Below are 22,819 nucleotides of genomic sequence, written 5' to 3'. Positions count from 1 at the left end.
CTTGTGACCACTACCAGACTTTCTTTGTTGTAGGGTTTGCCTTCGGGAGTTTTGAAACCTGCACAATGGAAGGCGAATAGAATTCCACACGGATGTCCATTCCTTATGTGGTGCATTTCATTCCTTGAGGTGTGCGTTCTGTGTTCTGGGCGGCACACAAGTTTGCAAGCATGGTTGCACAAGTCAGCACGAAGCCGGCTCTTTTCATAAAATTCATTTTCATGGTTCTTTTAAAATTATGCTGCAAAAGTAGCCCTGAATCCTCTTTAGACGGCAACAATCTTGTTGAAACGGAACAACACTCAGGTTGATTTCTGCATTTTTTCCGCATATTCCGAGAGGTGGCAACCGTACATTTCTTTTGTTCCGCTTCATAACGGCTGCACTGCTTTATCAAGTTGCGGATGCGGAGCAAAAGGATTTCTTCTTTGTGTTTCCGTTCCATCTCCTTTCGGGTGCGGTATATGTAGAGGCGGATGCTTGCTGTAATGATGGCATATCATGAACTTTATATTTGCTGGATGGAATTTTTCCATCTTTATTTTCTCCCTTTCCAGATACTGATAATTTTTTTGCCTATTGCCAAAATATTCAGCAGTGATACAGCAAAAAATAATAGGCAACCGATCAATATACATGGAAGCAGTGATCCGCTCTCCAATTGCGGGAAGAGGCTTTGGACTACTTCTATATAGTAACTGCGCACCCATGCCACGCAGCCTATGGCGAGGAGCAGTACCAGTACATTCAGCCCTACTGTCAGTATATAATAAGGTGTGGCTACCTGCGTCGGGCTATATCCTATCAGCAGCAGGTTTTCCAGTTTTACCGTATTCTTTTGGAGAAGCAGGAAGATGCTCAGCATCAGGATGTAGAATGACAGAATGCTGATGAACAATCCTACTCCCATGACGATGGCCGTAATGAGGCGCAGGAAATAAGTTGTCTTCCCGGCATCCAGATTGTTGCCTTCGGTTTCGTAATTCTTTTGCTGGAAATAGTCGGTGATGGCTGTGTCGGTAGGATTTTTCACTTCCACAATCAGCCGGGACGGTTCCGCTTCTTTTTCCGGTGCAAAGTTCTTGTTGGCCCAGTCCATGAAGGATTGGGGAACGAGAATGGTATTCAGCCGGTTGGAGAATCCTACAATGTTGCCTTTATATTGTTCCACACGTCTGTTACCCCGCATCATCACATCCATTTGTACCAGACTCATCAGGCCTTCGGAGAGTTTCGGCAGACTCCGGCTTTGTGCAAAGCCAAAGTTGTAGAGGTTCAGATAGTTACGTGGAATGATGATGGGAATTACCCGGGCATCTTCGTCAAAATGCCATTTGTCCAGACTGACATCCACATATTCGTCGGGTACAGACTCGAAAAACATCTCCGTTGACAGACGGATACCGGCTTCCTGCATACCGAGTCCGGCAGAAACCTTGAACTGGGAAGGAGTGAACGCGCCTACCCCCTTAGTAAAAGGTTGGGCTTTCAGGTCCTTTATCTCCTCTTTGGAGAAGGTATTGCTTTTCCCGGCAAAGCTGCCCAGAGTACTGATTTTTTTGGTAGCAATGATATACTCCTTCTTCATGAAACTATCCCCTTCCGTAAAAACGGGAAGGACATCACGATAGAATTGTACGCTCAGCAATACAATCATCATGCCGAAGAGATTGGCGAGGAAAAAGCCTGCCAGCTGTCCGACACTGATGTGCTGGCGGAGAAGTTTCCAAACAAGTCGATTCATATTAGCTACATTTATAATTTATAAATTTCGTCATACTCTAGTTCCAGATGCTTACCTATGGAAGTCACTATGATTCCCGCTTCTTGGCGGCTGGCTTCTTCTGTCAGCAGTTTGCCCATGATTGTTCCGTTCTCGTTATCCAGATGGCTGATGGGTTCGTCCAGGAAGATGAAGTCGAAAGGCTGGCAGAGGCTGCGGATAAAGGCGACTCTTTGTTGCTGGCCAAAAGATAGCTTTCCGGCTTTTTCGTTTACCTTGTCGGCAATGCCGATGGCCTCAAAGAGGGTAAGGACTTCTTTCCTTTTTTTGAAATTGGTAAGCCGGTTCTTCAGTTGTATGTTCTCGATGGCGGTAAGTTCGGGAAAGATACGCAACTCCTGAAAAAGAATGCTGAGAGAGTGTTTGCGTATATCTGTCCAGTCATTGACGGAGAGTGAACGGATGTTGCGTTCATCAAAGTTGATGATTCCCTGATAATCGTGCCGATAGCCGTAAATATAGCTACAAAGCGATGACTTTCCGGTACCCGAAGCGGCTTCTATGAGATAACGTTTCCCTTTGTGGAACGTAATGTCCCGATGCCATACGTCTGAGGTAATGGCATCACGGTCGGCAAACACTTGAGGTAGTGTTTGCCGTAGGTGAATCCTATTCATGAGTGGTATTAATCCTTAATCTCTAATCTTTAATCCTTAAATTACATTCCTGCAAACTGCTTGATGAAGTCCACAATCTGTTTCAACGCATTTACATCCTTATTCTTCAGTTGCAGGGTAACGGTTGCCTTGTCCTCGTTACCGACAGCTTCCAGATACGAGATATTGCCGAGCAGCGAGTAATAGGTGCTATACTCTTGTCCGCCGAACCCAACAAGCAATTTTATAACGGGCAGGTCGAGTACGGCTTCCGCATTGATGACAAAGGCTGTACGCTTGCCTTTCAGACTGGAAGCGAAGTCTGTTTCTTTGGCAGACGGGTCAGCGGTCTTGCAGGCATTCTTATACAGCAGTTCGTCGTTGGTGGCGTACATTTGTTTGTCTCGTATGCCGAAGAAAATGTTGATAGCGCGTGATTTATAGACATATTCATTCTCATTCAATTTCACGATGTCTTCGCCGCGTTTCAGTCCCAGTTCGGACTTTTTCTCATAAAGGGCTTTCAGAGGAGCATCGTTCTTTACGCTGGCGTAGGCAAGGAAAGAAGGATTACTGTTCATGGTTACATTGATAAGGCCTATGGTCAGGTCGTTGTGGAAAGCACTGAACAAGTCCTTTACTTCAGCGGCTTTGGTAATGGAGAAATCGTTGCGGAACTGCTCATTCTCTTGCAGTACATTGTAGAACTCCTCTCCATTGATACCTATGCTGAGCAGTGCCAGCGTAGATTTGGGGAAATATTTCAGAAATGTGTTTTCGATGGGGCAAGTGCTTTTGGCCTGCTTTTCGAAGAGAGCTTTCAGTTCTGCATTCTCTGTATAGTTATCTATCTTCAGCTCAATTTTTCCTTTTTCGAAAGAGAGGCTTCCCAGCATCTTCAAATCTTTCAAATCAATACTTTGGGATATTCCGTAATTCAGCGGACTGGCATAGGCACTCAGCAGGCTGGAGGGAGTAATGAGCATGTTGACGTCTCCGTTCTGCTTTTGCATCTTCTTGAAAGCAGTATTGCTGTTGATACTGTTCTCTTCCGTCTGTTTCAGTAGGGCGGGTATTTCCTCCTTGACTTTTTCCAATTGCGATGTGCCGGTGTAGTTCACCACCATAAGCGTGGTGGGAGTGAAAGCGAGCAGTGCCTGCTTGTTGATTTGTGCAAAGCTGTAGCCGTCCGCTTCTGACACGTGGCTGATTATCTGTTCTTTCTCCGTAACTTCCAGCAGTTTCAGCAAGTCATCCTTGTTCTGAACCTTGGCTATCATGGTGGTGTAGGGGAACGAGGGAGCATTGAAGATATAGATGGGCGCATGAACGTCCACTCCCGATTTGGCAGGGTCTTTCAGTACAGCCTCCAATTGTTGGAAAGTGGCTGCATTCATATCGCTTTTCAAGGCATCTGTCAGCTTTTGCAGTGCTTCTTTAGTCTCTTTATCTTTGGTACCGGCCTTGTCTGCCAATGATTTTAAATTGACAGCGATGACTTGCGAGGCATCGGAGGGAATCACATTGGTATATTCCGACTTTTTGGACGAACAAGCGCTTATCAGCACGATGAGCATTGCCAGTACTGAGAAGTGGAAGAATAGGTTCTTTTTCATATAGTTTTTGTTTTAGTGAGTATCATTGATTCTGTAAGTTGAGGATGTGGCAGGCAACCAGTGCCGCCGTCTCTGTGCGCAGCCTTGATTTTCCCAGGCTGATGGGGATAAACCCGTTTTCCGCCGCCTTCCGGACTTCCTCTTCGCTGAAGTCTCCTTCGGGACCGATTAGTACGAGGGCATCCTCTCCGGGATGTACCATATCCTTCAAAAGCGGTTTTTCGCCTTCATAACAGTGGGCGATGAATTTCTGGCCCGGAAAAGGCTGTGTGATGAACTTGTTGAAGTCTGTCATCTCATTCAGTTGGGGCAGGCGTGCCTTGAGCGACTGCTTGATGGCGGAAACCAGTATTTTGGAAATGCGCTCCGTCTTGATGACTTTCCGTTCCGAGAAACGGCAGTTCAGGAATGTCAGTTCGTCAAACCCAATTTCCGTCGCTTTCTCGGCAAACCACTCTGTGCGGTCCATATTCTTGGTAGGCGCCATGGCAATGTGCAGATGACCTTTCCACAAGGGGGCTTGCGGAAGGGTTTCCAGGATATTCACCAGACAGCGCTTGTTTGTAGCCGTACTGATTTCGGCACGATAAAAGCAGCCTTTTCCGTCTGTCAACATGACCTCGTCTCCAGCCTGCAAGCGCAAGACGCGTACGGCGTGTGCGGCTTCCTCTTCGGGCAGCTCTGCGTGGGCTTGTATGTCGGGGGTATAGAATACGTGCATATTACAAATTGTTCTTGAGTTGGTTAATCTGGTCTCTTAGCTGTGCGGCACGTTCATAGTCCTCTTCATCGACTGCTTTTTGCAGGGCCGTTTTCAGTATGCCTATCGTGTCTTCCTGCAGCAGTTCGTCTTTGTCCGGTTCGCTGCCTTCCATCGGGTCGATGGAACCTTCGACGGTTTTCAGACATTCTGCTTCGAGGATGTCTTCGTAGACAAAGATAGGGGCATTCATGCGCAATGCCAGGGCAACGGCGTCGCTGGTACGCGCATCAATCCGGAGAATGGTTTCTTCGGCTTTCATATAAAGGTAAGAGTAGAATACTCCGTTGTCTACTTTATAGATAAGAATACGCATCAGTTTTACGCCCAGCACTTCAAGAACGGAAGCGAATAGGTTATGGGTCAGCGGACGGGGCGGTACAATACCTTTCATCTCGATGACCATAGCTTGTGCTTCGGTGGCACCTATAATAATCGGAAGCTGACGCTCGCCGCCCGCTTCACCCAGTACCAGGGCATAGGCGCCCGCTTGCGCCTGGCTGTTGGAAATGTTTAGTACTTGTAGTTCTATCTTCTTCTTATTCATACCTATTAAATCAACCTGATTTTCAATCAGTTTTTCTCTATTTTCTCCGGATTATGCTTATAGCGGAATACTATTCCAAATAACAGACCAATGACTAAGGCATATCCTGCAAAGATAAACCATACCGGTGTCCAGTCGCGGCTTACCAGTCCTCCGCCTTCGGCATATACCGAGAAGGCATCCACCACGGCTCCGCTGGCATAACCTCCGATGATGGCTCCCACACCGTTCGTCATCATGAAGAACAAGCCTTGTGCGCTGGCACGGATACTGGGATGTGCCTCCATTTCTGTAAACAGCGAGCCCGATACATTGAAAAAGTCAAATGCCATGCCGTAGACAATCATCGAGAGAATGAGCATCCAAAGTCCGCTTCCCGGGTCTCCGAGGGCGAAAAGCCCGAAACGGAATACCCATGCAAACATACTGATTAACATAACACGCTTGATTCCGAAATGTTTCAGGAAGAAGGGGATGGCAAGGATAAACAGCGTCTCACTCATTTGCGAGATGGAGAGCAGGATGACGGAGTGTTTCACACCGAACGAATCTGCATATTCCGGTATGGAAGCAAACGAACCCAGGAAAAGGTCACCATAGGTGTTTGTTATTTGGAGGGCGGCTCCCAGCAACATGGAGAATAGGAAGAAGATGGCCATCTTCTTGCGCTTGAACAGCACCAGTGCATCCAGTCCGAAAGCGGAGAGCATCGTTTTTCCTTCGCAGCGCATGGGAGGGCAGGCAGGCAGGGTGAAGGCGTAAAGCCCCAGCATGGCTGCCGAGATGGCTGCCACATAGAGTTGTGCCGCACTTGCCTTGAACCCGGTAAGGTCCACAGCCCACATGGCACAGATAAAGCCTACCGTTCCCCATACACGGATGGGGGGGAAGTCTTTTACCAAATCCATTTTATATCTTTCCAGCGCATTGTAGGACACGGTGTTGGCCAGGGATAGCGTGGGCATATAAACAAGCATGTTGAGCAGCATGGCCCAGTACATGTGGGTGTACGTAGTGGCAGTGGAAGCATAAATCAGAGCACCGGCACCGATAAGGTGGAGTATGCCATAAAGGCGTTCGGCGTTTATCCATTTGTCGGCGATGATACCGGTCAGTCCGGGCATTATCAGTGAGGCTATACCCATGGTTGCAAAGATTGCTCCGATTTGTCCGCCTTCAAAATGTAACGTACCGCCCATGTAACCACCTAATGAAATCAGCCATGCTCCCCAAACGAAGAATTGCAGGAATTGCATGGCAGTGAGTCGGAATTTGATGCTCATAATATTAGCTTTTTATATTTTAAATTATGTAATAGATGCAAATGTACAATGAGACTAGGAGAAAAACAAGTTCTGTACGGCTTTTTCTTCAACGAAAGAGATTAATGAGGGATGGATTTTGGGAAGGAATGTATTATAAAAAAAGAAGGGTATCTATCCCAGACACCCAATCTTTATTAACCTTAAATCTAATACCATGAAAAACACAGTGCAAATATACATGGTTTATGTTATATAACATGCTATTTTGGCACTTTTCTACTTTTTATTAACTCTATTTAAGAAAAGAAGGCCGATGAGGCCTTCTTTTTCCTTTATTCTACATATAGAACCAGCCCTTTCAGGTATTCCCCTTCCGGATGATAGATGCTTACCGGGTGGTCGGCAGGTTGTGTCAGTTGGTGCAGGATGCGTACGCTGCGGCCGGACATGGCAGCGGCTGTGAACACGGCCGTGCGGAAGTTCTCTTTACTGACGGCTTGCGAGCACGAGAAAGTGAAAAGAATACCTCCGGGCTTGATTTTTTCGAAAGCCTTGACATTGAGTTTGCGGTAGCCTTGCAGGGCATTACGCAGGGCATCGCGGTGCTTGGCAAAAGCAGGAGGGTCAAGAACTATCAGGTCGTATTGGTCGCCCATGCGGTCAAGGTATTTGAAGGCATCTTCTGCATAGGCGGCATGGCGGGTGTCACCCGGGAAGTTCAGTTCGATGTTCTTGTTGGTCAAGTCGATGGCTTTGGCGGAGCTGTCCACGGAATGCACCAGTTTGGCGTCTCCACGCATAGCATATACGGAGAAGCCGCCGGTATAGCAGAACATATTCAGTACGCTGCGGCCTTTGGCATAACGTTCCAGTAGCGAACGGTTCTCGCGTTGGTCTACGAAGAAACCGGTTTTTTGGCCTTTCAGCCAGTCGATGTGGAACTTCAGGCCGTACTCCATGGCTACATTGTCCGTGCTGCCGCCTTTCAAGAAACCATTCTCCGGATAGAGGTCGGCCTTGAAGGGAAGGGTCGTCTCCGATTTGTAATAGATATTGTCAATCTGGCTGCCCATCACTTCGGTAAGGGCATCGGCAATGGCCATGCGGTCGAGGTGCATGCCGGCAGAATGTGCCTGCATCACTGCGGTACAGGCATAAATGTCGATAACCAGCCCCGGCAGGTTGTCTCCCTCCCCGTGCACCAGGCGATAGGTGTTGTTTGTCGGGTTTCCGGCTATGCCGATACTGCGGCGCATGTCGTATGCTATGCTGAGTTTGCGTTTCCAGAAGTCCGCATTGATTTCTTCTTCTTGACGGAAGGTCAGTACGCGTACGGCGATACTGCCAATCTGAAAATGCCCTTTGGCTATGAATTCCTTTTTGGACGTGTAGATTTCAACAACTTCCCCTTCTTCGGGCTCTCCGTCGAAATGTGCGATGGCGCCGGAAAACACCCACGGGTGAAAACGCTTTAATGACTCCTCTTTATTGGGTTTAAGGTATACTTTGTACATATATATAATGTGATTAATGTGGTAATGTGATAATGTGCATTACATTACCACATTATTATTGGCTTCTATCTCAAAATCTCCTGTCCGTTTCAGTTCTTGCAGCTTGTTGTAGATGTTGAGGCATGCCCAGGCATCGGTGGCGGCATACAGTTTCTGCGGTTCGGTCAAGGTTTCGGCTTCCCAGTTGGAAAGGCGCTGGCTTTTCGAAATCTTTTCCCCGAAGAGGATGGCATATATCTTTTGCAGGCTTTTATCCTGGATGCCGAAAGCGCGGACGTATTCCTGCAATTCAATGCACGCATGTTGTTCGAAAGGAGCACGCTTGTGCAGCATCATGAAGTCATCCCGCAAGGAAAGGCCTACTTTCGTTACACTTGGGTTTTCCAGCAATGTGATAACCGGCAGAGTCAGTCCCGTCAGGTTGAGGCGGAACAGAAAGCAATGTTCCTCTGAGGAAATCTGCAGCAGGGCCACCTTGTGTATCTGTCCTTTTGTGAACGATGGACGGGTTTCGCTGTCTATGCCCAGCAACGGGCAGGACTTCAGATAGGCGACTGCCTTCTCCGCTTCCCACGGTGTCTGTACGACATGTATCTGTCCCGGAAAGGTGGCTTTGGGCAGGTCTTTCACTGTTTCTTTATCTATTGTTCTTTTGATAACCATAATTTAATATTCAAAGTCTGCGGTTTCCTCCTCTTCATCCTCGCCTTGCGCATACTTCACCTCGTGCAGGGCACGCAGGGTGTTGACAAGCTTTTGTCCCCAATGGAGGCGGAAGTTTTCCTGGCAGATGGCAAGCGAATCGTTCATCGTCTCGTTGAAACCCAGCTGGAATACGAAGATAAAGTCCTTGATGTCCTGGTATATGTCGGCCAAGTCTTCGGAAATGTTCCTGGTGATGGGCTGGTCACTATACTTCATGTCGGATACGAATACGTCCAGGTAGTCGTCTTTCTCGGCCAGGATATTGGCGAGGTTCATGCGGAGTACCTCATAGGTCTCTTCGGTGACGAATGTTTCCGGCGCCTCGTCTCCTATGGTTTCGCACTCGGGCAGCATGGAGGCCTTCAGGTAGAGCAGCGGAAGTATTTTTAAGGAGGTATCGACGAACGCGGAACGTTTCACCCCTTCCGCTTGTTCCAGAAACTTGCAAAACTCGGCGGCTACGGTCACAAACTCTACGGCATTCCGGTCGAATATCACTTGACTTTCTTTTTTCATATCTTCTTGATTTGAAACGCAAAGATAGCGCAAACCGAAAGTAGAAGCAAATTAATTGGCAGGATTATTCTTTTTTCACTACATGATATTCTGTTCCTCTTGTCTTCCGGCGGCTGCTGATGCCCAGTTTGTGGAGTGCACGTCCGAACAGAGCCACTTTATTGATGGACAGCCGGTCTTTGGTCTTGGTTTGCAAGAAGGAGAGAATCTTAGGGGTCATCCAGTCTCCTTCCTCTTCATTTTCGGCGGGATGGAAGTGGCAGAGGAAGAGCTGTTCCAACGGTGTGGGCTGTTCAAACTCCCGGTTGGTCTGTTTCAAGATGGCTTCGTCGGAATCGTCCAGCCAGTAGCGTTCACCTTTGGCTATGGCATCCATGGCTTGTGCGTAGAGTTGCCGGTAGTTGATGGTGACATTGGTATGGATGGGGCCGGTGACTTCGATGCAGATGAAACGGCGGCTGCCGCTGGGGTCTGTCAGCAGGTCTTTCTGGTTGCTGGTGGCTATAAAGGAGGCGTAGCGTCTTATTTCCTGGATGGCGGTGCCGTAAGGCTTGCGCAGGTTTGCCACGGGTTTCTGCAGCAGATGCTTTAGAAAACCTTGCTGATTGACGCTGATTTGGTCGAATTCGTCGATGTTTATCAGGAAAAAGCGGCCGAGGCTCCGCTCTGCGTCCTGCTTGCTTTTGAAGTCGATACTGTCGGTATATCCGAAGCGCAGTTCGGGTGGCAGCAGGATGCGGCAGAAGGTACTTTTACGATAGCCTTGGGCTCCGACCAGTAGGGGAGACGTGTTGTTTCCATGCTGACGGTCGATGTTTTGCCAGTGCGCCGTCATGCTGAGAAACCAGCGGTAGAAGAGTTCCCGCCAGTACGGATTGTTGCAGGGGACGAGGTCGGCCAATGCGCGGATACGGTCCTTGCCGTCCCAATGTCCGGTGCTGTTCAGATATTCTTCGATGGGGTTGTACAAGGGAATGGCGTCCGAGTTGAGGTAGCGTGCCACATCTCTGTCCCATACGCTGATTCCTTCTTTCAGGGCATTCTGTCCGATACTGCTTCTTACCCGCTGGTCGGCAGGGCGGAAGTGGAAGTGTATGGAGTCCCGTTGGCGGAATTCCAATTCTCCCAGCACGGTGTTCCAGCGGAACTCATAGCGTCTGTTCATGAATTCTTCCAGGCGGAAGGCGGTGATTTGGTCGCGGGTCATGCTGCTGCGGGTGCCGAAGCCTTTGCATTCGCGGTAGAGGTTGTGCAGGGTCATGCGTACCAGCTGTTCATCCGCTTCGCGGTAGTAGTGCATCATGACTTGACGTACTGCCTCTTCTTCGGGAATGCCGGCTTTGTAGCAATGCCCGGCAAGCAGGTAGAGCAGGGGGCGAAGGTCATCGCCCCGTTTCCAGTTTTCCAGCTCTTCGAAGGTACGGTTCAGGGCGGCTTCGAAGAGGATGGAGAAGGTTTGGGAGGCCGGATAGCCGGGGGCAATGCGCATCAGCGGGTTTGCTTCGGTCTGTTTCCGTTGGCCGAAGGTGGGCTCGTCGGGCACGGACAAAGGCTGTTCCAAACAGAAAGGGACGGCAGACGGATTGTAATAGGGACGGTCATCGAGCGTCATGCGGCAGCTTTGCTCCACGGCAGGTTCTTTCAGTGTGACGGGGTAGGGGAGCAGGGGCTGGTAACAGTTTACGGCGAGCCGGTAGGCAGCGGTATGAAACAGCCTGATTTTTTCTTCCTGCCTGGGGCGCGAACCGTCGGGGGTGGCAAACAGTACCCATATTTTTACGCTTCGTCCGCTACTTCCGCAAAAGGCGGCAAAAGTTTGCGGCAGCAGGGCCGCCTGGCGCTTTACTTGCTCCACTTCCACGGCATTGGCCAGGTGGTTGACTTCAATCTGTACCAGTCCGTTGTAGGTTTTCAGGTATCTTTCCCCCTCTTTGCTGCGGGCATATTCTGCGGCAGGGCAGATGCGTGGCAGTTTGTCTATGCAGGGGTAGTGTCCGTTGCTTCCGGTGATGTGGGGAATGAGGCTGCGCAAGGCGGATATGTGTCCGGCTTTGTTCTCGGTTTTCATCTTCTCCATCAAGGTGTCGCTGGGCCATGTGCTGAATGTCTCTTTGCCGGTTTCACGAGCGGTGCGTATAAGGGTAAGTTTCATGGGTTGTTTGCTGTATTAAAGTCCGCAAAGCTACTGAAAAATGACGGGACAGCCGAGGAAAAGTGGAATTATGATGAAACTTCTCATACTTATTTTTTATTCCGGCTGTACGTCGTAATCCGACTGGTTTTTCACGCCGACAATGTCTTGCTTTTTCACCTCGGTTGTTAATATGTGCTGCAACTGCTGTGAGGTCAGCGTCTCGGTGGGAGAGAACTCAGCCGACTTCATATAGCTTAAAATGGCATTGCGCAGCTGACCTCCTTCCGGAGTGTGGCGAATTGCTTCGAGGTTGCTCATACAAACCAATACCTTACCGTTGTCTACGGCAAATTCGAACAGCAAGCCTAACTTGTGGTTCCGCTCCACATTGTCTACTACTTGGATAAGCGGCTTGTATTCGTGGCGTGTAGCGTTCAGAATAAAGGGACGGGCATGGCGTACGATGCTCCACCATTGCCAGTTGCTATGGCACTCGGTGGGGAACTGCCGGAACAAGGGATGTTTCTCGTCCATCAGCAAGGAGAGGGTGCCCGGCGAAACTTCGCGGCCGGCGTTTTCCGAAATGCTTTTGAACATGGCATAGTTCCAGTAGTCAGGAGTAAAAAGTCCGCCTACACTCTGTTCTTCAATGGCTTTGTGGTCGGGTATAAGCAGTATCTTCCCTCCTTGGCTCAGTCTCTTTCGCGCCTCGTCATCCAAGGACTGACAGATGAAGATGTCCGCTTCGCTTTCCGGTGTCCGGTCGGGGTATACCCATAAGTTATAATAGTTATGATAATTCCCGGTGGTCAGTGTCAGTCGCAATTGGGCAGGCTTGTCTATTTCGGTAAGGGTGCTTTTCAACTCGCCCACCTGCATTACTTTTCCTTGCTCTACATGGGCGGGGACTTTGCCTTCGCGAACAAAAGTTACGCTGTCACTCAGGCTTTCCAGACGCCAGTATAATGCATCAGACCATGGTTGCTCTTCGTAATTTGTCAGGGCGAGGCCTATGTTCAGCTCTTCTTTGTTGCTGTAACAGTAGGTGTCCATAAGCGCCAGCGGTACCACCGGAGCACAAAAGCCGCGGAATGTTTCGGGAGTGACAATGCCTTTGCTGTCCATGAAAGCATCCAGAATGCCTACCAGTGCCGAGCCTTGTCCGGGAAAGTCTTGAAGGTCGAGCATCTGGAATCCGCCTAAACCGGCAGTGCGCAGGCCGTATTCAATATCAGCCTTGTAGCATTCGACGGCAAACCGGCCGGTGGCCTGATGGAATGCGTCAATCTGGTCCTGTAGTCCATTTTCATTGAGCCGGTCACGGAATATCTCCAAGTTATATGGATGCAATACGCCGGTGTATTTCTCCAACTCCTTGTAGTCGGGATAAATTTGGAACTGTCCGGTTTCGTGACTGATGACCGGTCGGGGAGATTTCGCTATGGCAGCAGTATAATCCGCACGGGTATTGGGACGGGTGTTGTTCAAGATACCTCCCTTTTCGGCATCGACAAAGGCAAATGAACTGCGTACGTGCGTTGTATAGCCTTCGCCTCCTCCTACCCGGCAGGTTGTCAGATAATCTTCACCGTCTATGGCACCTCCCCAACCCAGGAAGTTGTTGGAACCGAACGAATAGAGATGGCGGTTGTCATGTTTTCTGAATCCGTCCAGCCAATTGCGCATCAGGTCAACGTCGCCACCCAACTCGTTGCCCAGTCCCAACATGGTGAATGAGGGGTGATTGCCCATGTAGTCGAGGGTCATATAGGCTTCGTTCAGCAAGAAGTCATTCAAGCGATGGTTGTCCGGTGAAATGCTTCCCCATAAAGGCAACTCGGCTTGGAAATAGATACCCTCGATGTCGGCAGCGGCAAAAGCGGCGCGGGGCGGGGTGTAGGAATGGCAACGGTAGTAGTTGATGCCATAACTCTTGGCTGTCTGAAAAACTTTTCGCCAGGACTTTACATCCATCGGCGCATATCCGGTAAGTGGGAATACGCAAGCGTCGTGTTTGCCGCGCAAGAAGGTCTTGAAGCCGTTTATGGTGAACTGAGTACCTTCGGTGGCAAAGTCGCGCATACCGAAATCTGTTATTATATTGTCTTTACCCTCGTTTGTGGCAAGGGTCACGTTCAGTGCATAAAGTGTGGGGTGGAATTCGCTCCATGTCTGCATCCGGTTGCCCATGTCGAGCGTCAGTTCTATTTTATTTTCACCTTTGCTCAAGCCGACTTGTTTTTCCATGTCCGGTAACTGGTGTTCTTGTTGGGTGTTCCACGTCTTGGCAGAAAGGGTCACTACGCCCGATTGCTCCGAATCGCTGTATATGTTTACATGGATGCGGGCCTTTTTCTCCTTTACAGACGGGTAGACTTGTACCTGCTCGAGATAGGTGTGTGGGGTCGCTTCGATGTAGAAATCGCCCAGAATGCCGTTCCAGTTGGTTTGTGTGCCGTCGGTCCAGGCATGCGAGCTTTGGATTTCGGCTGGTACGGAGCTGGGGGAATTGTCAATGCGTATCTTTATATGGTGGCTGCCGGGTGCCAAGGCCGGCAGGCTATAGCAGTGAGGTGCATAGATATGTCCCAACGTGCCGACGCTGTCCCCGTCTATCCAGAGAGTACTGGGCTTTGTACGTTCCATGAAGAGTATCAGGCGTTTCCCTTCCATCTGTACGGGAATTTCAACATCTTTTTCATATTCTACGATGCCGGAGTAGGGATAAGTCCGTGTCAACTGGGAGGTTACATTGGTGGGATGCCTGCCGTCTCCCAACTTGTTTTCATCCGTCGTACCGGGCAATGTGCAGTTCCCTAATGAACTGTTCCAATTTCCTGATAAATCGATTCGTTCTCTTATTGTCTGGAATTCTTTTTTGTCTGTACATGATGCCAGACATGCCAATAAGCATAATACAATGAAATTTCTCATAAACTACCTGTTTTTCATGGCCGGTGATTGATTGACCGGTTGCAAATATAGGGCATTGCTCCCGTCTCTCTGTATACAAAATGTTTCCAATTATGTGACGGGATGTTTTTTTATTGCTATCTTCATGCTTGATATTAGTGTTGTTGAGTGTTCGTCATTATAGATGAGGATTTTTATATCATGTAATTTGTTTCTGTCTTTATGAATAAAGAATTGAAAATCAGTGATAAATCACCTTTTGAGAAAATAAGGAAGTTTGATGGGCAAGGACGGTCATACTGGACTTCGAGGGAATTGTGCGCTGCTTTGGGGTATAGTACGTACCAGAAATTTTCCGTTCCATTGGCAAAGGCCATGAAGTCCGCCGAAGCGGATGGCATAAATGTGGATGACCATTTTAACCTGATGGTTGAAATGGTTGGGGTAGGCTCTGGTGCATGTAGGAGCGTGGAAAACTATCACCTTACGCGGGAGGCTTGCATCTTTATAGCGAGGCAGGTCTATGCTAAAAAGAAAGAAGTGCAGGCAGCCCTTGAATACTTTTCCAGTGTTAGCATTGATTTTGATGGGGCCGAATGTGATGTGAACTGTCAGGAGGTTGTCTCTGAGATGGAGAAAGATAAAATCAGAGAGAGGAACCGGGAGCATTGGAAAAGGTTAAATGACGAAGCTTCAGAGTTTTATAAAAAGAAGATGAGGCTGCTGGATGAAGTGGAGGATTTTAAAGCGGATGCTTCTTTTCATGGGAACAAGGCTCCACATCACATGATGTACAAGCTGGGGACATTGTACAGTAAGGATGGATGCAGAGGGTATGAATTTCTGATAGAATATGATGTGTATGAACCGGTTGTCGGCATTTATTATGGATGTAAGGGGCTGATTCTTGATGGGAATGATGAAGATGGGGAAAAAATGTTCAATGAAGAATGGAAAGATATTCGTTATTATGTTACTGCTGTTCTTGAAAATACATTTCCGGGGAAATCTTTCACTCATCGCTTTAAGCCTACAAATAATGCGAACAACCATACTTATTGGCCCTTTTGGATTACTCTTCATGAAGATGAGGATATTGTGGAGGTGGGTGCAAGGGCGGTTCGTCTTATAAGAAGTGTATATGAGGGGTATCTTGAAAATGAAGATGTTGAGGCTCTGAGAAAACGTTCTGACTCCCGGAAAGAGTCTCAAAAAGAGGATAAGATACGTTTCTCTGCTGATGTTAACTTTACAAAAGAGGCATATCAGGAACTGCTTGAAAAGATAGGCCGAATGTCGAAAAAGGGAAAGGGGAAGACAAATAAAAAATTGTTTGAGAAGCTGCTGGAAAAGGCCACTGAAAGTGGATACTTAACAAAAGAAAAACACTATGAGGCAGCGTGGCGGATAGTAGGAAACGGAGATGTGAAAGAGCGAGATTTCCAGAAGAAAACTAATAAACAATTTGTCTATGTGATTATACTTCTTCTGGGGTATATGCAATTTTATTTGAAAACATTAGATACTTCTAAGTGTGGTAAAGAAAATAATAGAATAGTGGCTGTTTCACCTCCTTACACGCATATCAACAAGATTCTGATGACAATGAACGGCAGATCTTTCGGGGCAACACTAAGAAAGGTGTGTACAAAGGGCGATGCTACATCTATAATAATAAATGCATGGAAAATATTGCAAACTCTATTAGACCTACCAAAGGACGCGTGGAGAATCGTAAATGATACATTGAACTTTCCTGACTGGCAATGGGAAGAATTTAAAAAGAACATGAGGAATGGATAAAGAGGTTGATTGCCTTTTTCGTAGACGTCTATTTCGTGCCTGATTCTTCCCCCATATTTTTGCAATCGTTAATGCTAACGGTTGCTTTTTGTTTTTATAGGCAGAGGGCGCCATAATATAAACTTTAAAAAAAAAGATTATGGAAAATCAAGAATTTCCGAAAGGAGTCGGTTTCGCTCCGTTTTTGCGTTCATTCATGAGTAATTCTTCTATTTCTATTGATGAACTTGCAGTGGCTATGACAATGTCGAAGTACGCAATTACACGTTTGGCCGAGGGCAAGAGCTATCCTACTGACGTGTGCTATGCAGAATTCTGTATCATGTTCACCGTTGTATTAGGCAAAGATTTTGATGCTTACAAAAAGATGACTAGAAAAGACAAAGATGATTTGGTTGCCAAAATAATGGCAAGTGGAGGATCTGCTTGTACGGTGGCAGGAATGATAAGCTTGATTTCGGCTTCAGGTGTTGTTGCTGGGTTGTCGGCAGCAGGAATAACTTCCGGATTGGCTGCAATTGGCGGTATAATAGGAGGTGGTATGCTGGCAGGGATTGCAGTTGTTGCGGCTGCCCCATTGGTAGTAGGGGCCATATTGTATTCTCTTTGTAAACCCAAAGATAAAAAGGCCGATTTTTTACTTGCGTACAGATATGATTTAGACCCAAAATATGAAATAAATCCTCAAGACAATGAAGATGAAGATATGGATTGAAGAAGCAATGAAGGAAATGGTAGAAGAGGTAGAAAAAAATGAACCGATGCCAAAACATTGGAAACGCAATGTGCTGCTGTTCTGCTTGTTGTCGGCTGTTTGCTTTCAGACGGGACTTTTAGTGATGGCAAAAAACGGCATTGCTTCCGCTGATAGAAGTCCTCTTTTCATTGCAATTGGCATTGTCTGTTCTATGCTGGTGGGAGTTGTGCTGATTAAATGCTGCTTATATGCAAAAAGAATAATGAATAAAAGTAATAATTTTAAAATAAGATAGTTATGGAATGTATTTTTTGTTTGAATGAGAATGCCTATTTCGATGGCGTGAATTATGTTTGTCCGGATTGTGGAAGAGAATGGCCATGTGATGAAATTGCGGACGACGACGATGATAACAATAAGTTGCGTTGCCCTGAATGTGGCTCGCATTTGGTCTATCCTGATTCAAGCGGTATTAATGATTATGCTTGTGATGCTTGTGGGTGTAGATGGGATGGTGACGATGATGACTACGATGAAGATTATGACGATGATGAAGAAGAAGATTAATTATTGCAATTATGGAGCTGGGCAAATAGCGCTATTATTACCGCATTATTACATGCTTCAATCTGAAAAAGATTAGCATTCCTTTGCCAAGCCCCCTGCTTTTCATTATCTTTGCCTCTGTAGTTTGTAGTTGCGCACAGTCGTGGAATGTCTTTCTCATAGTTGTGAAGAAGGTGTATCACAAATATGAAGAAGGTAAACCACAGCTGTGCGCATCTTTTTTTGATAAGCTTTCAGCAGAAGGAAGAACGCTTCTTTGCGTAAGGAAGACCTATGCTCTGCCTAATGAAAGCCGGTACTTTGCATGAGCGAAACCTGCAGACAGCAACAGAAATGAATCTAAAAATGGAGGAAAGAATATGGCAATTTTATTTGATTGGTACGAAAACCCGAAAACGAAGGATAAACAAGGGGAAGAGCTGACCCTGCATCCCCGGATTAAACTGAACGGCTCCACGACGACCGATGAGCTGCGCAGGCATATACAAGAATACTGCTCGCTGACCGAGACGGATGTACTGGCGGTACTCGATGCTTTGTCGCATTTTGTGGGACGCGAGCTGGGGGAGGGCAGGCAGGTACATTTGGACGGCATCGGTTACTTTGTTCCCACGCTGACCTGCACGGAACCGGTGACACTGGAGACAAAGCGGAAAAGTACTAAGGTGAAGTTGAAAAACATCACTTTCAGACCGGACAAGGCGTTGCGCAGTGAGATAGGAGTATTGAAAGTAAAGCCGCTGAAATTGCGGAATCTCATGAAAAAGAGGCTGACGGATGATGAGGTGAAGCAAAAAGTGGTGGAATATTTACGTAAAAATGAGTTCATCACCCGCAGTGTTGTACAGTCGATTTGCGGCATGACCCGCACGACTGCGGCGCGGCAGATTCGTCGTCTTTGTGAGGAGAATGTGTTGGTGAACAAAGGGTTGCAGAAACAGCCGATTTATTTTTTGAAGGAAAAAGAGTAGGTTGATGCGTATAGGGCTTGCATGGATTGCACCATGTAGGCAAAATCTGCCTACATGCTTGCATGAGGTCTGCTTGCATGGCACAATCTGTTGTAAATTAGTGCGCTATATCATTTCATGCAAGCATGTAAGTAAAACATGCGATAAAACTACAGTTGTAGATTAGGAATACCTATAATCGGCAGACGAGAAATTAAAGAATGAAAACAACGCGGCGGAAGGATAGTTTTTATTATTTTTGCAATCAATTCTCAATAGTTATTTAAAAAATATGGCAAAGAAAAATTCAACAGCTAAAGATACGGAGCTGTCACTCTCGTTTTTTGGGAAAGTGGCAGCGTTATTTAGAAGTGAAACTGTTCATTTCGTTATCGGCTTGGTACTGGTAATCTTTTCGGTTTATTTGTTGCTCGCCTTTTCGTCGTTCTTTTTCACGGGAGCGGCAGACCAGAGCATCATTGACGGAGGCAGTGCGCAGGAGCTGATTTCCACCAATAATGGGGTGAAGAACTACGCCGGTAGCCGCGGTGCGCAGTTGGCCAGCTATCTGATAAATGATTGTTTCGGTGTATCGTCTTTCCTGATTCTCGTGTTCCTGGCTGTGGCGGGATTGAAGCTGATGCGGGTGCGTGTGGTGCGCTTGTGGAAGTGGTTCATCGGCTGTTCGTTGATGCTGGTGTGGTTCTCGGTATTTTTCGGTTTTGTGTTTGTAGACCAGTACAAGGACTCTTTCCTCTATCTGGGCGGTATGCACGGATACAATGTCAGTAACTGGCTTGTGTCTCAAGTCGGTGTGCCGGGAGTCTGGCTGCTATTGTTGGTAACTGCCATTTGCTTCCTCATCTATCTGAGTGCACGGACTGTCATCTGGTTGCGCAGATTGTTCAGTCTCAGCTTCTTGAAGCGTAAGGAGAAGGCGGAAAGCGTGCAGGGTGAAACGCCGGAAGAGTTCAAGACCTCTTGGGGTGCAAAGGAAAAGGCGGCTGCTCCGACACCGGAAGCTGCGGAGCCGGAAAAGGTTCTTGAAAAGGAGGAGGAGATTGCTACAGAGGAAGAAGAGGACGAACCGCTGAATGAAATCACCCTTGACTTGGGTGGAAGTGATGGAAAGATAAAGCCTGCCAAGTCTGCGGATGAGGACGTTACCATGACTTTTGAGACTCCTGCACCGGAGCCGGTGCCCCCTTTTCGGGAACAGCCGGTAGAGAAGGAGCCGGCATTCCAGGTTGAGAAGGCTGAAGAGGAGGAGTATGTGGGAACGGAGAAGGAGCCGTACAATCCCCGTCTGGATTTGGAAAACTATCATTACCCCACAATAGACTTGATGAAGCATTACGATGACAATGGTCCGACCATTGACATGGTAGAGCAGAACGCGAACAAGGATAAGATTATCAATACTCTGCGTAGTTTCGGTATAGAAATCAGTACCATTAAGGCGACGGTAGGTCCTACGGTGACGCTGTATGAAATCACTCCCGAGCAGGGCGTCCGCATTTCGAAGATACGCGGTCTGGAAGATGATATTGCCCTCAGCCTTTCGGCGCTCGGCATCCGTATCATCGCTCCCATTCCGGGAAAGGGTACGATTGGTATCGAAGTGCCCAATTCCAATCCGAAGATTGTATCCGGTCAGAGCATTATCGGCAGCAAGAAGTTCCAGGAGTCTACTTACGACTTGCCCATCGCACTGGGTAAGACGATTACGAATGAAGTATTTATGGTGGATTTGTGCAAGATGCCGCACGTGCTCGTTGCCGGTGCTACCGGTCAGGGTAAGTCCGTGGGGTTGAATGCCATCATCACCTCCTTATTATATAAGAAGCATCCGGCAGAGCTGAAGTTTGTGCTGGTAGACCCCAAAAAAGTAGAATTCAGCATCTACTCCGTGATTGAGCATCACTTCCTCGCAAAATTGCCCGACGGGGAAGATGCCATCATTACAGACGTCACGAAGGTGGTGCAGACCTTGAACTCTATCTGTGTGGAGATGGATACCCGCTATGACTTGCTGAAAGCTGCCCATGTGCGCAACATCAAGGAGTACAACGAGAAGTTCATCAACCGTCGTCTGAATCCGGAGAAGGGGCATAAGTTCATGCCTTACATCGTAGTCGTTATCGACGAGTTCGGTGACTTGATTATGACAGCTGGCAAGGATGTGGAACTGCCCATTGCCCGCATCGCCCAGTTGGCGCGTGCCGTAGGTATACATATGATTATCGCTACACAGCGACCGACAACAAACATCATTACGGGTACGATTAAGGCTAACTTCCCGGCGCGTATCGCTTTCCGTGTATCGGCAATGGTCGATTCGCGTACCATCCTCGACCGTCCGGGAGCCAACCAGCTGATAGGTCGCGGTGATATGCTATTCCTGCAGGGAGCAGACCCGGTGCGTGTGCAGTGTGCCTTTATCGATACCCCCGAAGTGGCGGAGATTACGAAGTTCATCGCCCGCCAGCAGGGCTACCCCACCGCTTTTTATCTGCCCGAATATGTGGATGAAAATGCAGGAGGTGATTTGGGGGATGTGGATATGGGGCGTCTTGATCCTTTGTTCGAGGATGCAGCCCGTCTCGTCGTTATTCACCAGCAGGGTTCTACGTCGCTCATTCAGCGTAAGTTTGCCATCGGTTATAATCGTGCCGGCCGCATCATGGACCAGTTGGAGAAAGCGGGGATTGTGGGACCGGCGCAAGGCAGCAAGGCGCGTGAGGTGTTCTGTATAGATGAGAGCGACCTGGAAATGCGGTTAAACAATTTGCAATAAGGAATGGTTATTTATAGAATGATGAAATTTGATAAGTTTTTACTTGGTGTGCTATTGCTGTTGTTTGCTGTGCCGATGTCGGCACAACAACCGGATGCCAAGAATATATTGGAGCGTACAGCCGAAGCCTTTCGGAAAGCGGGAGGGGTGAAGCTGGCGTTTACCGTGAACGAACAACAGGGCTCTTATGCGGGAGTTCTCTATCTGGAAGGTGAGAAGTTTGTGGTTGAGACTGAGGGAATGAAGACTTGGTTTGACGGACATACGCAGTGGAGCTATGTGGCTTCGGCAGATGAGGTGAATGTATCGGAACCTACGCAGGAGGAATTGCAGACTCTTAATCCGTATGCTTGGTTGTCCCTCTACAAGCAGGGATACAGATTGAAGTTGAGCAGTGTCGGTGGTAAGCAAGACAAGTCTGTTTATTACATCACCATGACTGCTGCCGACAAGAGGAAAGACCCTGAAAGTGTCTATCTGTTTGTGACAAAGGATACGTATCGTCTGCATCAAGTGGACTTGGCACCACGGGGGAGTAAGTATATGACTACTATCCTTATTAATAACTACCAGACCGGACAATCCTATCCGGATAGTTTCTTTGTCTTTGACAAAAAAGCCTATCCCACGGCTGAAGTCATCGACATGCGCTAAATAGTAAATTGTAAATAGTCAAATAGTAAATAATATAATGATGGAAACAGAAAAAGTAAAATGTCTGATTGTCGGTTCGGGTCCTGCCGGCTATACTGCCGCTATTTATGCAGGCCGTGCCAATCTTTCACCGGTACTTTATGCAGGATTGCAGCCCGGTGGCCAGTTGACAACCACTACTGATGTGGAGAATTTCCCCGGTTATCCCCAAGGTATCGGAGGTCCGGAATTAATGGAAGACCTGCGGAAGCAAGCCGAACGTTTTGGTGCAGATTTGCGTTATGGAGTTGCTACCGCAGCCAATCTTGCTGAAGCACCTTACAAGATTACGATTGATGACGAAAAGATGATTGAGGCTGAAACGCTGATTATTGCTACAGGTGCCGCTGCGAAGTATCTGGGGCTGGAGGATGAAAAGAAATATGCGGGAATGGGTGTCAGCGCTTGTGCCACTTGTGACGGTTTCTTCTACCGCAAGAAAACGGTAGCTGTTGTAGGGGGTGGAGATACTGCCTGCGAGGAAGCTGTTTACCTTGCCGGACTGGCTGCCAAGGTTTATCTGATTGTCCGCAAACCTTATCTTCGCGCTTCCAAGATTATGCAGGAGCGTGTGATGAAGCATGACAAGATTGAAGTACTGTTCGAACATAATGCCGTAGGTTTGTTTGGAGAGAACGGTGTGGAAGGTGTACATTTGGTACAGCGTATGGGTGAACCTGATGAGAAGCGCTATGATGTAGCTATTGACGGTTTCTTCCTGGCTATCGGCCATAAACCCAACTCAGATATTTTCAAACCTTATGTAGATACGGACGAAGTAGGTTATATCGTCACCGAGCCGGGAACACCGCGTACGAAAGTGCCGGGCGTATTCGCCGCCGGAGACGTTGCTGATTCTCACTATCGTCAAGCCATCACCGCTGCCGGAACTGGTTGCCAGGCAGCCATTGAAGCGGAAAGATATTTGTCTGCGAAAGGACTGATTTAGTGATTAGTGATTAG

Annotated in this window: 19 protein-coding genes; 8 read left to right on the top strand and 11 right to left on the bottom strand. The window is 47.8% G+C overall.

Going from position 1 to position 22,819, the window contains the following annotated elements:
* Nucleotides 1–538: 538 nt before the first annotated feature.
* The 11 genes from JXR92_RS16635 to JXR92_RS16585 all read right to left on the bottom strand — a co-directional run bounded on the left by JXR92_RS16635 (nucleotide 539) and on the right by JXR92_RS16585 (nucleotide 14,370).
* Nucleotides 539–1,744, bottom strand: coding sequence for an ABC transporter permease (locus tag JXR92_RS16635; protein ID WP_138345265.1), 1,206 nt, complete (start codon nucleotides 1,742–1,744; stop codon nucleotides 539–541).
* An 11-nt stretch (nucleotides 1,745–1,755) separates the two neighbouring features.
* Nucleotides 1,756–2,400 (bottom strand): ATP-binding cassette domain-containing protein, encoded by a 645-nt coding sequence (locus tag JXR92_RS16630; protein WP_138345267.1) that lies wholly within the window; start codon nucleotides 2,398–2,400, stop codon nucleotides 1,756–1,758.
* Between the two features lie 41 nt (nucleotides 2,401–2,441).
* Nucleotides 2,442–3,995, bottom strand: coding sequence for a DUF4836 family protein (locus tag JXR92_RS16625; RefSeq protein ID WP_138345269.1), 1,554 nt, complete (start codon nucleotides 3,993–3,995; stop codon nucleotides 2,442–2,444).
* A 22-nt stretch (nucleotides 3,996–4,017) separates the two neighbouring features.
* Complete coding sequence (locus tag JXR92_RS16620) at nucleotides 4,018–4,716, bottom strand: 16S rRNA (uracil(1498)-N(3))-methyltransferase (protein WP_117964162.1); 699 nt, start codon at nucleotides 4,714–4,716, stop codon at nucleotides 4,018–4,020.
* Nucleotide 4,717: 1 nt separating this feature from the next.
* On the bottom strand, nucleotides 4,718–5,302 hold the full coding sequence (locus tag JXR92_RS16615) for a bifunctional nuclease domain-containing protein (protein ID WP_117964163.1): 585 nt from the start codon (nucleotides 5,300–5,302) through the stop codon (nucleotides 4,718–4,720).
* Nucleotides 5,303–5,328: 26 nt separating this feature from the next.
* Nucleotides 5,329–6,585, bottom strand: a complete 1,257-nt coding sequence (locus tag JXR92_RS16610) for a nucleoside permease (protein WP_117964164.1) — start codon at nucleotides 6,583–6,585, stop codon at nucleotides 5,329–5,331.
* A 314-nt stretch (nucleotides 6,586–6,899) separates the two neighbouring features.
* The gene (locus tag JXR92_RS16605; protein ID WP_117922846.1) at nucleotides 6,900–8,081 is read right to left on the bottom strand and encodes a class I SAM-dependent rRNA methyltransferase; all 1,182 of its coding nucleotides are present in this window, start codon (nucleotides 8,079–8,081) and stop codon (nucleotides 6,900–6,902) included.
* A gap of 39 nt (nucleotides 8,082–8,120) precedes the next feature.
* Complete coding sequence (locus JXR92_RS16600) at nucleotides 8,121–8,744, bottom strand: 3'-5' exonuclease (RefSeq protein WP_138345271.1); 624 nt, start codon at nucleotides 8,742–8,744, stop codon at nucleotides 8,121–8,123.
* Between the two features lie 3 nt (nucleotides 8,745–8,747).
* Entirely contained in the window at nucleotides 8,748–9,302 is a 555-nt protein-coding gene (locus JXR92_RS16595; RefSeq protein ID WP_008665189.1) for a DUF5063 domain-containing protein, read from the bottom strand.
* Between the two features lie 64 nt (nucleotides 9,303–9,366).
* The gene (locus JXR92_RS16590; protein WP_138345273.1) at nucleotides 9,367–11,454 is read right to left on the bottom strand and encodes a BT4734/BF3469 family protein; all 2,088 of its coding nucleotides are present in this window, start codon (nucleotides 11,452–11,454) and stop codon (nucleotides 9,367–9,369) included.
* A gap of 96 nt (nucleotides 11,455–11,550) precedes the next feature.
* On the bottom strand, nucleotides 11,551–14,370 hold the full coding sequence (locus tag JXR92_RS16585; RefSeq protein WP_138345275.1) for a glycoside hydrolase family 2 protein: 2,820 nt from the start codon (nucleotides 14,368–14,370) through the stop codon (nucleotides 11,551–11,553).
* Between the two features lie 201 nt (nucleotides 14,371–14,571).
* On the opposite strand from JXR92_RS16585, the gene JXR92_RS16580 reads away from it, so the two are divergent.
* The 8 genes from JXR92_RS16580 to trxB all read left to right on the top strand — a co-directional run bounded on the left by JXR92_RS16580 (nucleotide 14,572) and on the right by trxB (nucleotide 22,805).
* A complete protein-coding gene (locus JXR92_RS16580) occupies nucleotides 14,572–16,152 on the top strand; it encodes a hypothetical protein (protein ID WP_138345277.1) in 1,581 nt (526 codons plus the stop codon).
* Nucleotides 16,153–16,291: 139 nt separating this feature from the next.
* The gene (locus JXR92_RS16575; protein ID WP_070101133.1) at nucleotides 16,292–16,867 is read left to right on the top strand and encodes a hypothetical protein; all 576 of its coding nucleotides are present in this window, start codon (nucleotides 16,292–16,294) and stop codon (nucleotides 16,865–16,867) included.
* Nucleotides 16,845–17,144 carry a hypothetical protein gene (locus tag JXR92_RS16570; protein WP_138345279.1) on the top strand — a complete coding sequence of 100 codons (300 nt, stop codon included), beginning with the start codon at nucleotides 16,845–16,847 and terminating at the stop codon, nucleotides 17,142–17,144. The genes JXR92_RS16575 and JXR92_RS16570 overlap by 23 nt, the downstream gene beginning before the upstream one ends.
* 2 nt (nucleotides 17,145–17,146) lie before the next feature.
* Nucleotides 17,147–17,416 carry a hypothetical protein gene (locus tag JXR92_RS16565; protein ID WP_081028737.1) on the top strand — a complete coding sequence of 90 codons (270 nt, stop codon included), beginning with the start codon at nucleotides 17,147–17,149 and terminating at the stop codon, nucleotides 17,414–17,416.
* 359 nt (nucleotides 17,417–17,775) lie between these two features.
* The gene (locus JXR92_RS16560; protein ID WP_138345281.1) at nucleotides 17,776–18,387 is read left to right on the top strand and encodes an HU family DNA-binding protein; all 612 of its coding nucleotides are present in this window, start codon (nucleotides 17,776–17,778) and stop codon (nucleotides 18,385–18,387) included.
* A gap of 271 nt (nucleotides 18,388–18,658) precedes the next feature.
* Complete coding sequence (locus JXR92_RS16555) at nucleotides 18,659–21,163, top strand: FtsK/SpoIIIE family DNA translocase (protein ID WP_138345283.1); 2,505 nt, start codon at nucleotides 18,659–18,661, stop codon at nucleotides 21,161–21,163.
* A 21-nt stretch (nucleotides 21,164–21,184) separates the two neighbouring features.
* Nucleotides 21,185–21,817: a LolA-like protein gene (lolA1, locus tag JXR92_RS16550; protein WP_463321152.1), complete on the top strand. Its 633-nt coding sequence runs from the start codon at nucleotides 21,185–21,187 to the stop codon at nucleotides 21,815–21,817.
* Nucleotides 21,818–21,854: 37 nt separating this feature from the next.
* Nucleotides 21,855–22,805 (top strand): thioredoxin-disulfide reductase, encoded by a 951-nt coding sequence (gene trxB, locus JXR92_RS16545; protein ID WP_138345285.1) that lies wholly within the window; start codon nucleotides 21,855–21,857, stop codon nucleotides 22,803–22,805.
* Nucleotides 22,806–22,819: the final 14 nt, after the last annotated feature.

It is taken from the genome of Bacteroides parvus (genome assembly GCF_017309675.2).
GTDB classification, from domain to species: Bacteria; Bacteroidota; Bacteroidia; order Bacteroidales; family Bacteroidaceae; genus Bacteroides; species Bacteroides uniformis.
This window is presented reverse-complemented; position numbering and strand designations above follow the sequence as displayed.

Bases quoted from the DNA above. Each gene is read 5' to 3' on its own strand.
- JXR92_RS16635 (WP_138345265.1), bottom strand. From the start codon at position 1,744: ATGAATCGACTTGTTTGGAAACTTCTCCGCCAGCACATCAGTGTCGGA.
- JXR92_RS16630 (WP_138345267.1), bottom strand. From the start codon at position 2,400: ATGAATAGGATTCACCTACGGCAAACACTACCTCAAGTGTTTGCCGAC.
- JXR92_RS16625 (WP_138345269.1), bottom strand. From the start codon at position 3,995: ATGAAAAAGAACCTATTCTTCCACTTCTCAGTACTGGCAATGCTCATC.
- JXR92_RS16620 (WP_117964162.1), bottom strand. From the start codon at position 4,716: ATGCACGTATTCTATACCCCCGACATACAAGCCCACGCAGAGCTGCCC.
- JXR92_RS16615 (WP_117964163.1), bottom strand. From the start codon at position 5,302: ATGAATAAGAAGAAGATAGAACTACAAGTACTAAACATTTCCAACAGC.
- JXR92_RS16610 (WP_117964164.1), bottom strand. From the start codon at position 6,585: ATGAGCATCAAATTCCGACTCACTGCCATGCAATTCCTGCAATTCTTC.
- JXR92_RS16605 (WP_117922846.1), bottom strand. From the start codon at position 8,081: ATGTACAAAGTATACCTTAAACCCAATAAAGAGGAGTCATTAAAGCGT.
- JXR92_RS16600 (WP_138345271.1), bottom strand. From the start codon at position 8,744: ATGGTTATCAAAAGAACAATAGATAAAGAAACAGTGAAAGACCTGCCC.
- JXR92_RS16595 (WP_008665189.1), bottom strand. From the start codon at position 9,302: ATGAAAAAAGAAAGTCAAGTGATATTCGACCGGAATGCCGTAGAGTTT.
- JXR92_RS16590 (WP_138345273.1), bottom strand. From the start codon at position 11,454: ATGAAACTTACCCTTATACGCACCGCTCGTGAAACCGGCAAAGAGACA.
- JXR92_RS16585 (WP_138345275.1), bottom strand. From the start codon at position 14,370: ATGAGAAATTTCATTGTATTATGCTTATTGGCATGTCTGGCATCATGT.
- JXR92_RS16580 (WP_138345277.1), top strand. From the start codon at position 14,572: ATGAATAAAGAATTGAAAATCAGTGATAAATCACCTTTTGAGAAAATA.
- JXR92_RS16575 (WP_070101133.1), top strand. From the start codon at position 16,292: ATGGAAAATCAAGAATTTCCGAAAGGAGTCGGTTTCGCTCCGTTTTTG.
- JXR92_RS16570 (WP_138345279.1), top strand. From the start codon at position 16,845: ATGAAGATGAAGATATGGATTGAAGAAGCAATGAAGGAAATGGTAGAA.
- JXR92_RS16565 (WP_081028737.1), top strand. From the start codon at position 17,147: ATGGAATGTATTTTTTGTTTGAATGAGAATGCCTATTTCGATGGCGTG.
- JXR92_RS16560 (WP_138345281.1), top strand. From the start codon at position 17,776: ATGGCAATTTTATTTGATTGGTACGAAAACCCGAAAACGAAGGATAAA.
- JXR92_RS16555 (WP_138345283.1), top strand. From the start codon at position 18,659: ATGGCAAAGAAAAATTCAACAGCTAAAGATACGGAGCTGTCACTCTCG.
- lolA1 (WP_463321152.1), top strand. From the start codon at position 21,185: ATGAAATTTGATAAGTTTTTACTTGGTGTGCTATTGCTGTTGTTTGCT.
- trxB (WP_138345285.1), top strand. From the start codon at position 21,855: ATGATGGAAACAGAAAAAGTAAAATGTCTGATTGTCGGTTCGGGTCCT.